The 16,442-nt window shown below is 56.9% G+C and carries 17 protein-coding genes; 2 read left to right on the top strand and 15 right to left on the bottom strand.

Annotated elements, in window-relative coordinates; genetic code table 11:
• Positions 1–9: 9 nt before the first annotated feature.
• From atpA to rpmH, 15 genes are all read right to left on the bottom strand, one after another.
• On the bottom strand, positions 10–1,554 hold the full coding sequence (atpA, locus tag M9827_RS11705) for a F0F1 ATP synthase subunit alpha (RefSeq protein WP_007911958.1): 1,545 nt from the start codon (positions 1,552–1,554) through the stop codon (positions 10–12).
• A 21-nt stretch (positions 1,555–1,575) separates the two neighbouring features.
• Positions 1,576–2,112 (bottom strand): F0F1 ATP synthase subunit delta, encoded by a 537-nt coding sequence (locus tag M9827_RS11700; protein ID WP_007911956.1) that lies wholly within the window; start codon positions 2,110–2,112, stop codon positions 1,576–1,578.
• Between the two features lie 12 nt (positions 2,113–2,124).
• Positions 2,125–2,595, bottom strand: coding sequence for a F0F1 ATP synthase subunit B (locus M9827_RS11695; RefSeq protein ID WP_003229781.1), 471 nt, complete (start codon positions 2,593–2,595; stop codon positions 2,125–2,127).
• 59 nt (positions 2,596–2,654) lie between these two features.
• Positions 2,655–2,912: a F0F1 ATP synthase subunit C gene (atpE, locus tag M9827_RS11690; protein ID WP_003097235.1), complete on the bottom strand. Its 258-nt coding sequence runs from the start codon at positions 2,910–2,912 to the stop codon at positions 2,655–2,657.
• Positions 2,913–3,045: 133 nt separating this feature from the next.
• A complete protein-coding gene (atpB, locus tag M9827_RS11685) occupies positions 3,046–3,915 on the bottom strand; it encodes a F0F1 ATP synthase subunit A (protein WP_007911917.1) in 870 nt (289 codons plus the stop codon).
• A 16-nt stretch (positions 3,916–3,931) separates the two neighbouring features.
• Positions 3,932–4,339, bottom strand: a complete 408-nt coding sequence (locus M9827_RS11680; protein WP_003229783.1) for a F0F1 ATP synthase subunit I — start codon at positions 4,337–4,339, stop codon at positions 3,932–3,934.
• 148 nt (positions 4,340–4,487) lie between these two features.
• Entirely contained in the window at positions 4,488–5,360 is an 873-nt protein-coding gene (locus M9827_RS11675; RefSeq protein ID WP_250605570.1) for a ParB/RepB/Spo0J family partition protein, read from the bottom strand.
• Positions 5,361–5,369: 9 nt separating this feature from the next.
• Entirely contained in the window at positions 5,370–6,167 is a 798-nt protein-coding gene (locus M9827_RS11670; protein WP_007911909.1) for a ParA family protein, read from the bottom strand.
• An 18-nt stretch (positions 6,168–6,185) separates the two neighbouring features.
• On the bottom strand, positions 6,186–6,830 hold the full coding sequence (gene rsmG, locus M9827_RS11665; RefSeq protein ID WP_250605569.1) for a 16S rRNA (guanine(527)-N(7))-methyltransferase RsmG: 645 nt from the start codon (positions 6,828–6,830) through the stop codon (positions 6,186–6,188).
• The gene (mnmG, locus tag M9827_RS11660) at positions 6,827–8,725 is read right to left on the bottom strand and encodes a tRNA uridine-5-carboxymethylaminomethyl(34) synthesis enzyme MnmG (RefSeq protein WP_250605568.1); all 1,899 of its coding nucleotides are present in this window, start codon (positions 8,723–8,725) and stop codon (positions 6,827–6,829) included. The genes rsmG and mnmG overlap by 4 nt, the downstream gene beginning before the upstream one ends.
• A 551-nt stretch (positions 8,726–9,276) precedes the next feature.
• Entirely contained in the window at positions 9,277–10,647 is a 1,371-nt protein-coding gene (mnmE, locus tag M9827_RS11655) for a tRNA uridine-5-carboxymethylaminomethyl(34) synthesis GTPase MnmE (protein WP_250605567.1), read from the bottom strand.
• An 81-nt stretch (positions 10,648–10,728) separates the two neighbouring features.
• Positions 10,729–12,411 (bottom strand): membrane protein insertase YidC, encoded by a 1,683-nt coding sequence (gene yidC, locus M9827_RS11650; protein ID WP_250605566.1) that lies wholly within the window; start codon positions 12,409–12,411, stop codon positions 10,729–10,731.
• Positions 12,412–12,413: 2 nt separating this feature from the next.
• The gene (yidD, locus tag M9827_RS11645; RefSeq protein ID WP_010465488.1) at positions 12,414–12,659 is read right to left on the bottom strand and encodes a membrane protein insertion efficiency factor YidD; all 246 of its coding nucleotides are present in this window, start codon (positions 12,657–12,659) and stop codon (positions 12,414–12,416) included.
• On the bottom strand, positions 12,652–13,053 hold the full coding sequence (rnpA, locus tag M9827_RS11640; protein WP_042704971.1) for a ribonuclease P protein component: 402 nt from the start codon (positions 13,051–13,053) through the stop codon (positions 12,652–12,654). The genes yidD and rnpA overlap by 8 nt, the downstream gene beginning before the upstream one ends.
• Before the next feature lie 16 nt (positions 13,054–13,069).
• On the bottom strand, positions 13,070–13,204 hold the full coding sequence (gene rpmH / locus M9827_RS11635) for a 50S ribosomal protein L34 (protein ID WP_003213577.1): 135 nt from the start codon (positions 13,202–13,204) through the stop codon (positions 13,070–13,072).
• 566 nt (positions 13,205–13,770) lie between these two features.
• Between rpmH and dnaA the strand changes: the two genes are divergently transcribed.
• A complete protein-coding gene (gene dnaA, locus M9827_RS11630; RefSeq protein ID WP_250605565.1) occupies positions 13,771–15,297 on the top strand; it encodes a chromosomal replication initiator protein DnaA in 1,527 nt (508 codons plus the stop codon).
• Between the two features lie 39 nt (positions 15,298–15,336).
• Positions 15,337–16,440 (top strand): DNA polymerase III subunit beta, encoded by a 1,104-nt coding sequence (gene dnaN, locus M9827_RS11625; RefSeq protein ID WP_007911887.1) that lies wholly within the window; start codon positions 15,337–15,339, stop codon positions 16,438–16,440.
• Positions 16,441–16,442: the final 2 nt, after the last annotated feature.

The following is a 16,442-nucleotide window of genomic DNA, read 5'->3' as shown; positions in this document are numbered from 1 at the left end:
CGCTGCGGCTTACCAGGTTTGGGTGGCCTTGAACTTCTCGATACCGGCTTTCATGCCAGCGTCGATTTCGTCATTGAAGTCACCTTTAACGTTGATCTTGGCCATCAAATCGGCGTGATCGCGGTTGAAGAAAGCAATCAGCGCTTGTTCGAAGCTGCCGATCTTGGCGATTTCAATGTCAGTCAGGAACCCACGCTCAGCGGCATACAGCGACAGCGCCATGTCAGCGATCGACATTGGTGCGTATTGCTTCTGCTTCATCAGCTCGGTAACGCGCTGACCATGCTCAAGTTGCTTACGGGTCGCTTCGTCCAGGTCAGAAGCGAACTGGGCGAATGCCGCCAGTTCACGGTACTGAGCCAGAGCGGTACGGATACCACCGGACAGCTTCTTGATGATCTTGGTCTGAGCGGCACCACCCACACGGGATACCGAAACACCGGCGTTCACTGCAGGGCGGATGCCCGAGTTGAACATGGCCGATTCCAGGAAGATCTGACCGTCGGTGATGGAAATCACGTTGGTCGGAACGAACGCGGAAACGTCGCCAGCCTGGGTTTCGATGATCGGCAGTGCGGTCAGGGAACCGGTTTTGCCGGTCACTGCGCCGTTGGTGAACTTCTCTACGTATTCTTCCGAAACGCGGGATGCGCGCTCCAGCAGACGGGAGTGGAGATAGAACACGTCGCCTGGGTAAGCTTCACGGCCTGGTGGACGGCGCAGCAGCAGGGAAATCTGGCGGTAAGCCACTGCTTGCTTGGACAGATCGTCATAAACGATCAGCGCGTCTTCACCGCGGTCGCGGAAGAATTCACCCATGGTGCAACCGGAGTACGGTGCCAGGAATTGCAGCGCAGGAGATTCCGAAGCACTGGCAGCCACGATGATCGTGTTGGCCAGGGCGCCGTTTTCTTCCAGCTTGCGAACCACGTTGGCGATGGTCGATTGTTTCTGACCGATTGCAACGTAGACGCAGAAAATGCCGCTGTCTTTCTGGTTGATGATCGCGTCGATCGCCAGAGCGGTTTTACCGATCTGACGGTCACCGATGATCAGCTCACGCTGGCCACGGCCGACAGGAATCATGGCATCGACAGCCTTGTAACCAGTCTGTACAGGCTGGTCTACCGACTTACGCCAGATCACGCCCGGTGCAACTTTCTCGACCGCGTCGGTCAAGGTGTTGCCCAGTGGACCTTTGCCGTCAACAGGGTTACCCAGTGCATCGACTACGCGACCCAGCAGTTCCTTACCAACCGGAACTTCGAGGATGCGGCCGGTGCACTTGGCGCTCATGCCTTCAGCCAGAGACTGGTAAGCGCCCAGTACAACGGCACCTACAGAGTCTTGCTCCAGGTTGAGGGCCATACCGTAGACGCCGCCCGGAAACTCGATCATCTCGCCGTACATAACGTCGGCCAGACCGTGAATCCGCACGATACCGTCAGATACGCTGACGACAGTGCCTTCGTTACGGGCTTGGGAGGTCACATCGAGCTTGTCGATGCGGCCCTTGATAATTTCACTTATTTCGGAAGGATTGAGTTGCTGCATTGCTCTGCTGCCCCTTCAAACTCAAGATTTCAATGCTTCGGCAAGTTTCGCGATTTTGCCGCGAATCGAGCCATCGATAACCAGGTCGCCGGCGCGGATAACGACACCACCTATAAGGGCAGCATCCTCCGCAACTTGCAGGCGCACTTCCCGGTTGAGTCGTGCACTGAGAACCTTGGCGAGTTTGTCTTGCTGTTCTTGGTTCAATGCAAAAGCACTGGTCACTTCAACGTCTACCGACTTCTCTTGTTCGGCCTTGTACAGGTCGAAAAGAGCGGCAATCTCCGGCAGAAGCGGGAGACGGTCGTTTTCGGCAACGACATTGATGAAGTTTTGTGCCTTGGCATCAAACTTGTCGCCGCACACGTCAATAAACGTGGCGGCCTTTTCTGCGCTCGTCAGTCGCGGGGCCTTGAGCACGCGCTGCATGGTGTCGTCTTGCGACACCGCTGCAGCCAGGCCGAGCATGGCTGACCAATTGGCCAGTTGCTGGTGGGCCTGAGCGTGCTCGAAGGCCGCCTTAGCGTAAGGTCGGGCCAACGTGGTCAGTTCTGCCATGATCGCCCTCGCTTAGATTTCAGCAGCCAGTTGGTTAACCAGCTCTGCGTGCGCGTTTTGATCGATTGTGGCACCCAGGATCTTCTCGGCGCCGCCGACAGCCAGCAAGCCCACTTGGGCACGCAGCTTGTCTTTGACACTGTTCAGTTCCTGTTCGATCTCGGCTTGAGCCTGAACCTTCACACGGTCAGCATCGACACGGGCCTTTTCAACGGCCTCTTCGACAATCTGGTTACCGCGTTTCTTGGCTTGCTCGATGATTTCAGCTGCCTGAGCTTTCGCTTCGCGCAGTTGCTGACCCGCTTTTTCTTGGGCCAACTCCAGGTCGCGAGCTGCACGGCTGGCAGCGTCCAGACCATCAGCGATCTTCTTTTGACGTTCGTGCAGAGCAGCGATGACCGGAGGCCATACGTACTTCATGCAGAACAGTACAAAAATCAGGAACGCAACGGACTGGCCAATCAGGGTCGCATTAATGTTCACGCCAACACCTCGCAGTTACGTTGTCCATCACACCAAATTACTCGGAAGAATCCGGGTAATTAGCCAGCGATCTGACCAACGAACGGGTTCGCAAAGGTGAAGAACAGAGCGATACCAACACCGATCATGGTTACGGCGTCGAGCAGACCGGCAACGATGAACATTTTAACTTGCAGCATTGGAACCATTTCTGGCTGACGCGCTGCGCCTTCCAGGAACTTGCCGCCCAGCAGGCCGAAACCAATTGCGGTACCCAGTGCGCCCAGGCCGATCAACAGTGCAACAGCGATAGCGGTTAGACCAACTACAGTTTCCATCTTTCCTCCCGACTTTTACGTCGTATGGTTTAGGTTTTTTAGATTAAAGCGGTAAAACAAATCGTTTCAGGTGCCCTGTGAAGAGCCCCTTCCCGTTTGACCGGGAAGGACATCAGACTAGTCGAGACTGGCCTTAATGGTTTTCTTCGTGCGCCATCGACAGGTAGACGATGGTCAGCATCATGAAGATGAACGCCTGCAGCGTGATGATCAGGATGTGGAACACAGCCCACGCCCACTGCAGAACAACGCCCAGGCCGCTCAGCCAGAGCAGGCCGCTGCCGAACATCACAGCGATCAGAATGAACACCAGCTCGCCGGCATACATGTTGCCGAACAGACGCAGAGCCAGAGAGATCGGCTTGGCGATCAGGGTCACGAATTCCAGCAGGAAGTTCACCGGGATCAGCAGGGCTTGAACGAAGATGTTCTTGCTGCCGAACGGGTGCAGGGTCAGTTCGCCGATGAAGCCGCCGAAGCCCTTGACCTTGATGCTATAGAAAATGATCAGTGCGAAAACCGAGAACGCCATGCCCAGGGTCGCGTTCGGGTCGGTAGTCGACACGGCGCGGAACGGGATGTGGTGGTCGCCGGAGATCAGGATGGCCAACTGAGGAATCCAGTCGACCGGTACCAGGTCGACGGCGTTCATCAGGAACACCCAGACGAAGATGGTCAGTGCCAACGGTGCAATCACCGGGCTACGGCCATGGAAGCTGTCTTTCACGCTGCCATCGACGAATTCGACCAATACTTCAACGAAGTTCTGCAAAGCACCCGGCTGACCCGAAGTCGCTTTCTTTGCCGCCATGCGGAAAAGAAGAACGAAAATCAGACCCAACGCGACCGACCAGCCGAGAGTATCGACGTGGAAAGCCCAGAAGCCCATTTCTTTGGCTTCTGCTGCGGTATGGGCAAAGCCCCAGCCGCCGTTAGGTAGCTGACCGAAGGTCAGGTTCTGCAAGTGGTGCTGGATATAGCCCGAAGCGGTTGTTTCTGCCATGGTTGCCTCAAACGCCCTAAGGTCTCGAAAGTCTTGTTCTCATCAGCAGGGGAGCGAACCAGCTGACCGACTGAGTCAGCACGAACGCGCCGAATACAGCTATCGGCGCCAGTGGCTTCACACCTGCAAACACCAGTGCAAAGAGCACTGCCGTCAAAATCAGTTTGCCTGCCTCGCCGGCATAAAAAGACCGGACGATGGACTGGGCTGCTCGGGCGCCGGAAAACCGAAATGCCTTGTGAGCAAAATAAACATTGGGCAGCAAGGCTATCAGGCCTCCGCAAAGTCCCGAGTATCCGGCAACGACTCCGTGCCATTGCCAGAGCGCCAAAGCGGCAATGAGCAAAATGACAAATTGAGCCATCAACACCGGAAAAACCGCCAGGCGATGGAACGGCAGGCGGTTTGGCTTGCGGGTTTCCATCACGTTTGCTCTCCAATGGTCGGCTGCCAGAATTCAATAACTTGGCATAATTTGTGCCGACAAAATGCGCGCAGAGTATAGGGGCGGTTCTGCCCCTATTCAACTGTCAGGTAGTGATTTCCGACTGCGCGCTACATGAGGAAATGTTTCAGCGGATGTGTGCGAGCACACCTTGAAGCTCATCGAGGGAGTTGTAACCGATCACCAACTGACCCTTTCCCTTCTTCCCGTGGCGAATCTGCACCGCAGAGCCTAGGCGCTCGGCCAGACGCTGTTCGAGGCGAGCGATATCCGGGTCGGGTTTGGCCGCTTCCACAGGCTCCGGCTTACCACTCAACCACTGACGAACCAGTGCCTCAGTTTGGCGCACGGTCAGGCCGCGTGCGACAACATGTCGCGCCCCCTCAACCTGCTGATTGTCCGGCAGACCGAGCAAGGCACGGGCATGACCCATTTCCAGGTCGCCGTGAGACAGCATGGTTTTGATGACTTCCGGCAGTGCAATAAGCCGCAACAGGTTAGCCACAGTGACGCGGGACTTACCCACAGCCTCGGCAACTTGCTGCTGAGTCAGCTGGAATTCCTGCTGCAGACGCTGCAGGGCAACCGCTTCTTCGATCGGATTGAGATCTTCGCGCTGGATGTTCTCGATCAGCGCAATGGCGATCGCGGTTTCATCCGGCACATCGCGCACCATCGCCGGGATGGTTTCCTGCCCGGCCTGCTGACTCGCACGCCAGCGGCGTTCACCGGCAATGATCTCAAAGCGGCCGCCGCCAATCGGGCGAACCACGATTGGCTGCATCACGCCTTGCGCCTTGATCGACGCCGCCAGTTCTTCCAGCGCCTGCGGATCCATATCCCGACGCGGCTGGTATTTGCCGCGCTGGAGCAGGTCCAGCGGCAGGTGTTGCAGCTCGCGGGTGTCAGCCTGCGCGGCTTGTTCTTCCAGCGCGCTGACGGTCGGACCACTCAGCAGTGCATCCAGTCCACGTCCGAGACCTCGTTTCTTGACGGCCATGGGGATTCCTTAAGTTGCCTGAGCGGCGGCGATGCGTGAATTTTTGCGCTGCCGACGAACCATCTCGCCCGCCAGGGCCAGGTAGGCCAGGGCGCCGCGCGATTGCTTGTCGTAAGCCAGCGCCGGCATGCCGTAGCTGGGTGCTTCGGCCAGGCGGATATTACGTGGGATCACCGTGTCGTAGAGCTGCTCGCCGAAGTGTTCCTTGAGCTGCGCCGAAACATCGTTCATCAGGCTCAGGCGCGGGTCATACATGGTCCGCAGGAGGCCTTCGACTTTCAGGTTCGGATTCAGCAGTTCAGCGATTCGCTTGATGTTATCCACAAGGTCGCTCAAGCCTTCGAGCGCAAAGTACTCGCACTGCATGGGGATAATTACCCCATCTGCGGCCACCAAAGCGTTCAGCGTAAGCATCGACAGCGACGGCGGGCAGTCGATCAGAATGTAATCGTAGTTCTCACGGATCGGCGCCAGCGCGCTGCGCAGACGACTTTCCTTCATCTGCATTTCCAGCAGCACTACTTCCGCAGCCGTCAGGTCGCGGTTAGCTGGCAGCAGTTGATAACCGCCATGCTCGGAGTAGTGCATGGCCTGGGCCAGATCGCATTCACCGATCAGCAGGTCATAGACCGAGTTTTCCAGGCCGTGTTTATCCACACCGCTACCCATGGTGGCGTTGCCCTGTGGATCGAGATCGATCAACAGCACCCGGCGCTTGGTCGCGACCAGCGATGCTGCGAGGTTGATGCAGGTGGTGGTCTTGCCCACACCACCCTTCTGGTTCGCTATCGCGAATACCTTAGCCATTCTTGCTTGTGTTCCCAATCATGCCGTGCGGCGCAGTATCAGCAGATGGCGTTGGCCTTGGCAACCGGGTACGGCCAGGGCGTGTTCGCTATCGAGTTTGAAGTCTGCCGGTAATGCTACCAGCTCATCGGCCGGATGAACGCCCTTCATTGCCAGCCAGCGTGTATCGGCATCGCCGAGGTGGCGAGTCCAGTTGGTGAAGTTTTCCATGCTGCTGAACGCCCGGGAAATGATCCCGTTGAACGGCTGGGCAGGCTGGAACGCTTCGACACGACTGTGGATAACTTGCAGGTTATCCAGTTTGAGTTCGAGTTTGACCTGAGTCAGGAAGCGGGTTTTCTTGCCGTTACTGTCCAGACAGGTCACTTGCGCGTCCGGATACAGGATCGCCAACGGGATCCCCGGCATGCCGCCGCCGCTACCGACGTCGAGCCAGCGACCGTTTTCGATAAACGACATCACGCTCAGACTATCGAGCAAGTGCCGCGAAACCATATCGTCCGGATCGCGCACGGCGGTCAGGTTGTAGGCCTGGTTCCATTTGATCAACAGGGCCAGATAACCCAGCAGCAATTCGCGCTGGGTTTCAGTGAGGTTGACACCGAGCTCGCGGGCTCCTGTGGATAACTCTTCGGCGTGTTGCGAAGTGACCTTAGAACTCAAGCGCTTTGCTCCAACTGACGGCCCGCGCCGCGTTTTTTCAAATGAATCATCAACAGCGAAATCGCTGCCGGGGTCACGCCCGGGATCCGCGAAGCCTGGCCAAGCGTCTCTGGACGAGTCGCGCCGAGCTTGCTCTGGATCTCCTTGGACAGACCGGAAATGTTGGTGTAATCGATGTCCACAGGCAATTTCGTGTTTTCACTGGCGCGCAGACGGGCGATTTCGTCCTGTTGACGGTCGATGTAACCGGCGTATTTGGTCTTGATTTCAACCTGCTCGGCGACTTGTGGATCTTCGGCGCCGTTGCCGGTCACTTCGACCAGACCAGCGTAGTCGATTTCCGGACGACTCAAGAGGTTGAGCAAGTTGTATTCGTGGGTCAGCGGCGTGCCGAATTTATCGGCAATCGCGTCGCCTTGCGGCGTGTTCGGGCGAACCCAAGTGCTTTTCAGGCGCTGTTCTTCGAGTTCGATGCTTTCGCGCTTCTTGCAGAACGCCGCCCAGCGCGCGTCATCGACCAGACCGAGCTCGCGACCTTTTTCGGTCAGGCGCAGGTCGGCGTTGTCTTCACGCAGGATCAGGCGGTACTCGGCACGGGAAGTGAACATGCGGTACGGCTCTTGGGTGCCGAGGGTGATCAGGTCGTCGACCAACACGCCGATGTACGCTTCATCGCGACGCGGGCACCAGGCTTCTTTGCCCTTGGCGCGCAGTGCCGCGTTGGCCCCGGCAAGCAAACCCTGGGCGCCGGCTTCTTCATAACCGGTGGTGCCGTTGATTTGTCCGGCGAAGAAAAGGCCGCCGATGACTTTGGTTTCGAGGCTGTACTTCAGGTCACGCGGATCGAAGTAGTCATACTCGATCGCATAACCCGGACGCACGATGTGCGCGTTTTCCATACCGCGAATCGATTGCACGATCTGCAATTGCACGTCGAACGGCAAGCTTGTGGATATCCCGTTCGGATACAGCTCATGGGTGGTCAAACCTTCCGGTTCGATGAACACCTGATGGCTTTCCTTGTCGGCAAAGCGGTGAATCTTGTCTTCGATCGACGGGCAATAGCGCGGGCCGATGCCCTCAATCTCGCCGGCAGCGGAATACATCGGCGAACGGTCGAGGTTCGCCGCGATGATTTCGTGGGTGCGGGCGTTTGTGTGAGTAATCCAGCAACTGACCTGGCGTGGATGCTGTTCTTTGTTGCCCATGAACGACATCACCGGGATCGGCGTATCGCCGGGTTGCTCGGTCATGACCGAGAAATCCACTGACTTGCCGTCGATACGCGGCGGCGTACCGGTTTTCAGCCGACCGACACGCAGTGGCAGCTCACGCAGACGGTGAGCCAGTGCGATCGAGGGCGGATCACCGGCGCGGCCGCCGGAAAAATTCTGCAAACCGATGTGGATAAGTCCGCCAAGGAACGTACCGGTGGTCAACACCACGGAATCAGCGAAGAAGCGCAGACCCATTTGCGTGACAACACCACGGACTTGTTCCTGCTCGACGATCAGGTCATCAGCAGCTTGTTGAAATATCCACAGGTTCGGCTGGTTTTCGAGGATTTCGCGGACAGCGGCTTTGTAGAGAATGCGGTCAGCTTGCGCACGGGTTGCACGCACGGCCGGGCCTTTACGGCTGTTCAACACGCGAAACTGGATGCCGCCCAAATCGGTAGCTATGGCCATCGCGCCGCCGAGGGCGTCGATTTCCTTGACCAGATGGCTTTTGCCAATGCCTCCGATGGCCGGGTTGCAACTCATGGCGCCGAGGGTTTCCACGTTATGCGTCAGCAACAGGGTTTTTGCCCCCATACGTGCTGATGCCAGTGCTGCCTCGGTACCGGCATGACCGCCGCCGATGACGATCACTTCAAAACGGGAAGGGAAATCCACCACGCACCTCGTGCCTGCTTAAGTAGGTCATTCAGGAAATAGTTTGAGATCAGGTTTCTGAACCTGGTCGACAAGTATAGGGACTTCGCCCTTCCTAAAGAACCCTTTGCACAAAATTTAACCAGCTGTGGAGAACTCGAGGTTAAAAGAATAAAAAAGAGAGAAATTTATAAAACCTTTGTTTTTATGTTTATTCTTACTGAGCGACCTTTCTGTGGATAGATTGCTATAGGCCTTTATATTCAATGTGTACAGAGTTTCAAAACCCTGTGCTAATGTGCCAATGAGGCCCTTGGATAACCGGTGTAAGCCTGTGGATGAAAGGGGTGGTTATCCACAGAGGGGGTTATATCCAGTTTTGAAGCCCTGTTATCAACTGACCTTAGTGGCAGTTATTCACAGGGCTTAATCCACAGAAAATTCATAATCGGATGAATTCCGGGCACGAAAATACCGCTCGAACTGGAGAATCAGTCGGGCACTGAGGCTGATATTTAGAAAGAAGAAACAAAAACGGGCCACGAACGGGCCCGTTTGAATGCATCGGCGGGTTACTTACCGATGCAGAAGCTGGAAAAGATCCGCCCCAGCAGATCATCGGAGCTGAAGGCCCCGGTGATTTCACCCAGAGAGTGCTGGGCTTGGCGCAGATCTTCGGCCAGAAGCTCACCAGCCCCCGCCAAAGTCAGCTGTGCGCGACCATGTTCCAGCGCCGCACTGGCGTGGCGCAAGGCTTCCAGATGGCGGCGGCGAGCACTGAAACTGCTTTCAGAGGTCTGCTCGTACCCCATGCAGGCCTTGAGATGGTCACGCAGTAGTTCCAGTCCTTCACCTGCAGATTTGGCGCTCAGGCTGATGGTCACGTGGCCGTCATCGCTGACTTCCAGGGCAATGGCCTCGCCCGTAAGATCAGCTTTATTACGAATCAGAGTGACCTTCGCCGGATCGGGGCGTACTTCAAGAAATTCCGGCCATAAGGCGAACGGGTCCAACGCTTCTGGCGCCGTCGCATCGACGACCAGCAACACGCGATCCGCTTCACCGATGGCCTTCAGTGCCCGCTCGACGCCGATCTTTTCTACCTGATCATCGGTGTCGCGCAGACCGGCAGTGTCCACAACATGCAACGGCATACCGTCGATGTGGATATGTTCGCGCAGGATATCCCGCGTGGTGCCGGCAATCTCGGTGACGATGGCGGCTTCCCGACCGGCCAAAGCATTCAACAGGCTGGATTTGCCGGCATTCGGACGACCGGCAATTACCACGGTCATGCCATCACGCAGCAAGGCACCCTGCCCGGCCTCGCGCAGTACTGTGGATAACTCATCGCGCACTTTATCGAGCATGCTCAATACATGGCCGTCGGCGAGGAAGTCGATTTCTTCTTCCGGGAAGTCGATCGCGGCTTCGACGTAGATGCGCAGACCGATCAGTTGTTCGGTCAGGTTATGCACACGTTGGGAAAACGCGCCCTGCAATGAACGCAGGGCATTGCGCGCAGCCTGTGCAGAACTGGCCTCGATCAAATCGGCAATCGCCTCGGCCTGGGCCAGGTCGAGTTTGTCATTGAGGAAGGCACGTTCACTGAATTCCCCCGGACGGGCCAAGCGACAGCCCAATTCCAGGCAACGCTTGAGCAGCATATCCAGCACGATCGGGCCGCCGTGGCCCTGCAGTTCCAGCACGTCTTCGCCGGTGAACGAGTTTGGCCCCGGGAAATACAGCGCCAGACCTTCATCAAGCACTTGCTGGTCGTCACTGAAAAACGGCCCGTAATGGGCGTAACGCGGTTTCAGTTCACGGCCGCTGATGGCTTGCGCTGCAACACTGGCCAACGGCCCGGAAATACGGACGATGCCCACCCCGCCGCGACCTTGAGCGGTGGCGACGGCGGCAATGGTTTCACGAGGTGTGCTCATAAACCGGAATCCAGACAAAAGTGGCAGATAGCAAAACGCCCCACTAGGGGGCGTTTTGAGTGGTGTTATCCACAGTGCAAGTTACGCCTCGGCTTTTTTCGTCGCCGCTTCGATCTTACGCGTGATGTACCACTGTTGTGCAATCGACAGGCAGTTGTTCACAACCCAGTACAGAACCAGACCTGCTGGGAACCACAGGAAGAAGAAGGTGAAGATGATTGGCATCATTTTCATGACCTTCGCCTGCATCGGATCCGGCGGAGTCGGGTTCAGCTGCTGCTGGATGAACATGGTTGCGCCCATGATGATCGGCAGAATGAAGAACGGATCCTTGATCGACAGGTCAGTGATCCACAGCATGAACGGCGCCTGGCGCATTTCCACGCTTTCCAGCAGAACCCAGTACAGCGAAAGGAAAACCGGCATCTGCACGAGGATCGGCAAGCAGCCGCCCAGTGGATTGATCTTCTCTTTCTTGTACAGCTCCATCATGGCTTGCGACATTTTCTGCCGGTCATCGCCATGTTGCTCTTTCAGAGCAGCCAGTTTCGGCGCAACGGCACGCATGCGCGCCATCGATTTGTAGCTGGCAGCCGACAGAGGGAAGAAAAGACCCTTGATCAGCATGGTCAGGAAGATGATCGACCAGCCCCAGTTACCGACAATGGCGTGGATGTGTTGCAGCAGCCAGAAAATTGGCTGGGCAATGAACCACAGAATGCCGTAGTCGACAGTCAGTTCCAGACCTGGGGACAACTCTTTCAGCACAGCCTGGCTTTTCGGACCGGCGTACAGCACAGCGCTGGTTTCAACTTTGGCACCCGGAGCAGCGGTCAATGTAGGACCGGTGTAACCGATGATGTAGTTGCCTTTGCTGTCTTTACGGGTCTGGACGATGTTGTTTTCGCCCTTGGCCGGAATCCACGCGGTCACGAAGTAGTGTTGCAGCCAGGCTACCCAGCCACCGGTGACGGTTTCTTTGAGCTGTGCCTTGTCCATGTCCTTCATGGACACTTTCTTGTACGGCTCCGAACTTGTCCACAGGGCGGCGCCCAGGTAGGTCGCGGTGCCCGTCGCGGTGGTGGACGAAGGATCAGCGCTAGCATCGCGCTTCAACTGCGCGAACATCGCGCCATTCCAGGGCTGAGCGCTCTGGTTATCCACAATGTAGGAAACGGCTACGTCATACAGGCCGCGTTTCAGAGTGAAACGCTTGATGTAATTGACGCCGTCCTTGCTGAACTTCAGGTCGACGACCAGTTGATCCTGACCGTCAGCCAGTTGATAAGTCTTCTTCTCCGAGGAGTAAACCGGACGACCGGCCGGGTTTGCATCCGGGCCGTTGGTGCCAATCAGGCCGCTTTGTGCCAGATAAACACGTTCGCCGCCGTTATCGAACAGCTGGAACGGTACATCAGGACGATCCTGACGACGTGGATACAAAGGCAAGGTCAGTTGAGCAACATCGCCACCCTGTGGATCGATCGCGAGATCGAGCACGTCGGTTTTGATCTGGATCAGATCCTTGCTGGCGGCTACCGGAGTTTCGGCAGGTGCGCTGGTATCGCTAGCGGCACGCGGAATATCGTCACTGGCGGCAGCATTATTGCCAGTGGCGGTGTCCGGCAAACCGGATGTAGTCGTACTGGAAGCAACATTCTGAGTCGGCAGGGCAGCCTGGCCATAGTCCTGGTTCCATTTAAGAACCATAACGTAGGACACGATTGCCAGGGCGACGATCAGGATCGTGCGTTTGATATCCATGATTACTCGGCCATCGAAGAAGAACGGGAGGTAGGGATAGGTGGAACCGGGTCATAACCACCGGGATTCCACGGATGACAGCGACCTAAACGACGAAAGGTCAGCCAGCCACCGCGCAGAAGGCCATGATTTTCGATGGCTTCATACGCGTAGCAGGAACAACTGGGGTAGAAACGACAGTGGCTGGCCATCAAAGGACTAATGGCATAGCGATAAAACTGGATCGGAACGAGGGCCAGTTTACGCATCTGGACTGTCTACCCCTACAGTTTCGGTTTTGACTTCTGGAACTGGCTTGCTGCGTGCCAGACGCTTCCAGAGCTTGCCGAAATGCTGAATCAATTCGGGGTTTTCTACATCGCCCAGACCTTTGCGCGCGACGATAACGATGTCCCAGCCGACCAGTGAATCCTGGTGCAGACGGAACGATTCGCGCATCAAACGTTTGAGGCGATTGCGCTCAACGGAGAGCTTTACGCTCTTTTTCCCGATAACCAGCCCGAGACGGGGGTGATCAAGATCGTTGTTGCGTGCAAGGAGCAGGAGATTTTTCCCCGGAACCTTGCCGGTAGGGGAGTCAAAGACTGCCTTGAAATGCCGGGGAGTAAGCAGACGCTTTTCCCGACTGAAGTCCTGACTCACCTCCAGTACCGGATTATCAAACTGCCAGACGCGCACGACCTTTGGCGCGACGACGCGACAGGACTGCGCGGCCGTTCTTGGTAGCCATGCGAGCACGGAAACCGTGGGTACGAGCGCGTTTGATAGTGCTTGGTTGGAAAGTACGTTTCATGTCGTGTTACCTGGTTCGTCCACAACGGGCCGGAATGGCCCCCGTTTTAAGAGACCGGGGATTCTAGAGAAAGCAAGCCTTCAGGTCAATTTCCAACCAACGTTTCCTTATAAATAGATCTCGAGGCTGTATCTGACTGAACGGCTGTCTGCCAAACATAAAAATAAAGAAGGGAATTATTTAAAGCTTTTCTGTAAAGCTTGTAAAAGCTAGGCCCGCCTTCTTCTGTGGATAAGTGGCATCACGCCTTATATGGCCTGATGTACAGAGAATGACAACTACAGTGGAAAACCGTGTTCAGCCTGTGCTGCGCTATCGGATAACCTGTGTGTGGAAAGGCGTGTTATCCACAGGCAGGTTATCCACCGAGTTCAAGCCCCAGTTGTCCAGTGCCCTTAGAGGCGGTTATCCACAGAGCTTATTCACACACCGTTGGTCGCCTTTTTTCGATTTAACGCATTGATAAATCATGGTCACCGGGCAACCTGCATGTGGATAAGTGGACGGCTCGCCGCTACAATGGCCGCTTGTTTTTGCCTCACCGGCTTTCAACTTAGGGGATATCCGTGTCAGTGGAACTTTGGCAGCAGTGCGTGGAGCTTTTGCGCGAGGAGCTGCCTGCCCAACAATTCAACACCTGGATCCGTCCACTACAGGTCGAAGCCGAAGGCGACGAGTTGCGCGTCTACGCACCGAACCGTTTTGTGCTGGACTGGGTCAACGAAAAGTACCTGGGCCGTGTCCTTGAACTGCTGGATGAGCATGGCAACGGCATGGCGCCGGCGCTCTCCTTATTAATAGGCAGCAAACGCAGTTCGGCTCCGCGTGCGGCACCGAATGCTCCGCTCGCCGCCGCGCAGGTTTCCCAGGCCCAGGCAAATGCCGCGCCTGTCAGCACGCCGGCACCCACGCAGACGCCTGCGCCGGCGGCCAAGCGCTCGACGCAGAAAAGCCCGGAAGTCAGCGATGAACCGTCTCGCGACAGTTTCGATCCGATGTCCGGTGCCGCTTCGCAGCAAGCCCCGGTTCGCGCCGAACAACGCACCGTGCAGGTCGAGGGTGCGCTCAAGCACACCAGTTACCTGAACCGCACCTTCACCTTCGAAAACTTCGTTGAAGGTAAATCCAACCAGCTTGCCCGCGCAGCGGCCTGGCAAGTAGCGGACAACCCCAAGCACGGCTACAACCCACTGTTCCTTTATGGTGGCGTCGGCCTGGGTAAAACCCACTTGATGCACGCGGTGGGTAACCATCTATTAAAGAAGAACCCGAATGCCAAGGTCGTGTACCTGCATTCCGAGCGCTTCGTGGCGGACATGGTCAAGGCGCTGCAACTGAACGCGATCAACGAGTTCAAGCGTTTCTATCGTTCGGTGGATGCTTTGCTCATCGACGATATTCAGTTCTTCGCCCGCAAAGAGCGCTCGCAGGAAGAGTTCTTCCACACCTTCAACGCCCTGCTTGAAGGTGGCCAGCAGGTCATTCTCACCAGTGACCGCTATCCGAAAGAAATCGAAGGCCTTGAAGAACGCCTCAAATCCCGCTTCGGCTGGGGCCTGACGGTTGCCGTCGAGCCGCCTGAACTGGAAACCCGCGTGGCGATCTTGATGAAGAAGGCCGATCAGGCCAAAGTCGAGTTGCCGCATGACGCCGCGTTCTTCATTGCCCAGCGCATTCGCTCCAACGTCCGTGAACTGGAAGGCGCGCTGAAACGCGTGATCGCCCATTCGCACTTCATGGGCCGCGACATCACCATCGAGCTGATTCGCGAATCCTTGAAAGACCTGTTGGCGCTGCAGGACAAACTGGTCTCTGTGGATAACATTCAGCGCACCGTCGCCGAGTACTACAAGATCAAGATCTCGGATCTGCTGTCCAAGCGCCGTTCGCGCTCGGTGGCTCGTCCGCGTCAGGTGGCCATGGCCTTGTCCAAGGAGCTGACCAACCACAGCCTGCCGGAAATCGGCGATGTGTTTGGCGGCCGCGACCACACGACCGTGTTGCACGCCTGCCGCAAGATCAACGAACTTAAGGAATCCGACGCGGACATCCGCGAGGACTACAAGAACCTGCTGCGTACACTGACCACTTGATGAACACCAGCGCAGCTTATTAAGGCAAGGGACTAGACCATGCATTTCACCATTCAACGCGAAGCCCTGTTGAAACCCCTGCAACTGGTCGCAGGCGTCGTCGAGCGCCGACAGACCTTGCCGGTACTCTCCAACGTGCTGCTGGTTGTCGAAGGCCAGCAACTGTCGCTGACCGGTACCGACCTCGAAGTCGAACTGGTCGGTCGTGTGCAACTTGAAGAGCCGGCTGAAACAGGGTCCATCACCGTGCCTGCGCGCAAGCTGATGGATATCTGCAAAAGCCTGCCCAACGACGCGCTGATCGACATCAAGGTCGACGAGCAGAAGCTCGTAGTGAAGGCTGGGCGTAGCCGCTTCACCCTGTCGACTCTGCCAGCCAACGATTTTCCGACCGTTGAAGAAGGTCCGGGCTCGCTGACTTGCAGCCTTGAGCAAAGCAAGCTGCGTCGCCTGATCGAACGCACCAGCTTCGCCATGGCTCAGCAGGACGTGCGTTATTACCTCAACGGCATGCTGCTGGAAGTGTCCGAAGGCATCATCCGCGCCGTGGCCACCGACGGCCACCGTCTGGCCATGTGCTCGATGAAAGCCGATATCGGCCAGCCGGATCGCCATCAGGTGATCGTGCCGCGCAAGGGTATCCTTGAACTGGCCCGCCTGCTCACCGAGCCGGATGGCAACGTCAGCATCGTGTTGGGTCAGCACCACATCCGTGCGACCACTGGCGAGTTCACCTTCACCTCGAAACTGGTCGACGGCAAGTTCCCGGACTACGAGCGTGTTCTGCCGAAGGGCGGCGACAAACTGGTGCTGGGCGATCGTCAGGCCTTGCGTGAAGCGTTCAGCCGTACCGCGATTCTGTCCAACGAGAAGTACCGCGGTATCCGTCTGCAGCTGGCTAGCGGTCAGCTGAAGATCCAGGCCAATAACCCGGAGCAGGAAGAGGCGGAAGAGGAAGTGGGCGTTGAATACAACGGCGGCTCCCTGGAGATCGGCTTCAACGTGAGCTACTTGCTCGACGTGCTGGGCGTGATGACCACCGAGCAGGTTCGTCTGATCCTGTCCGACTCCAACAGCAGTGCGCTGGTGCAAGAGTCCGACAACGACGATTCGGCTTACGTTGTCATGCCGATGCGTCTGTAATC

The sequence above is a fragment of the Pseudomonas sp. AKS31 genome (genome assembly GCF_023634765.1).
GTDB lineage: Bacteria > Pseudomonadota > Gammaproteobacteria > Pseudomonadales > Pseudomonadaceae > Aquipseudomonas.
The sequence above is the reverse complement of the archived record's forward strand: the minus strand, read 5'-3'. Positions and strand labels throughout refer to the sequence as shown.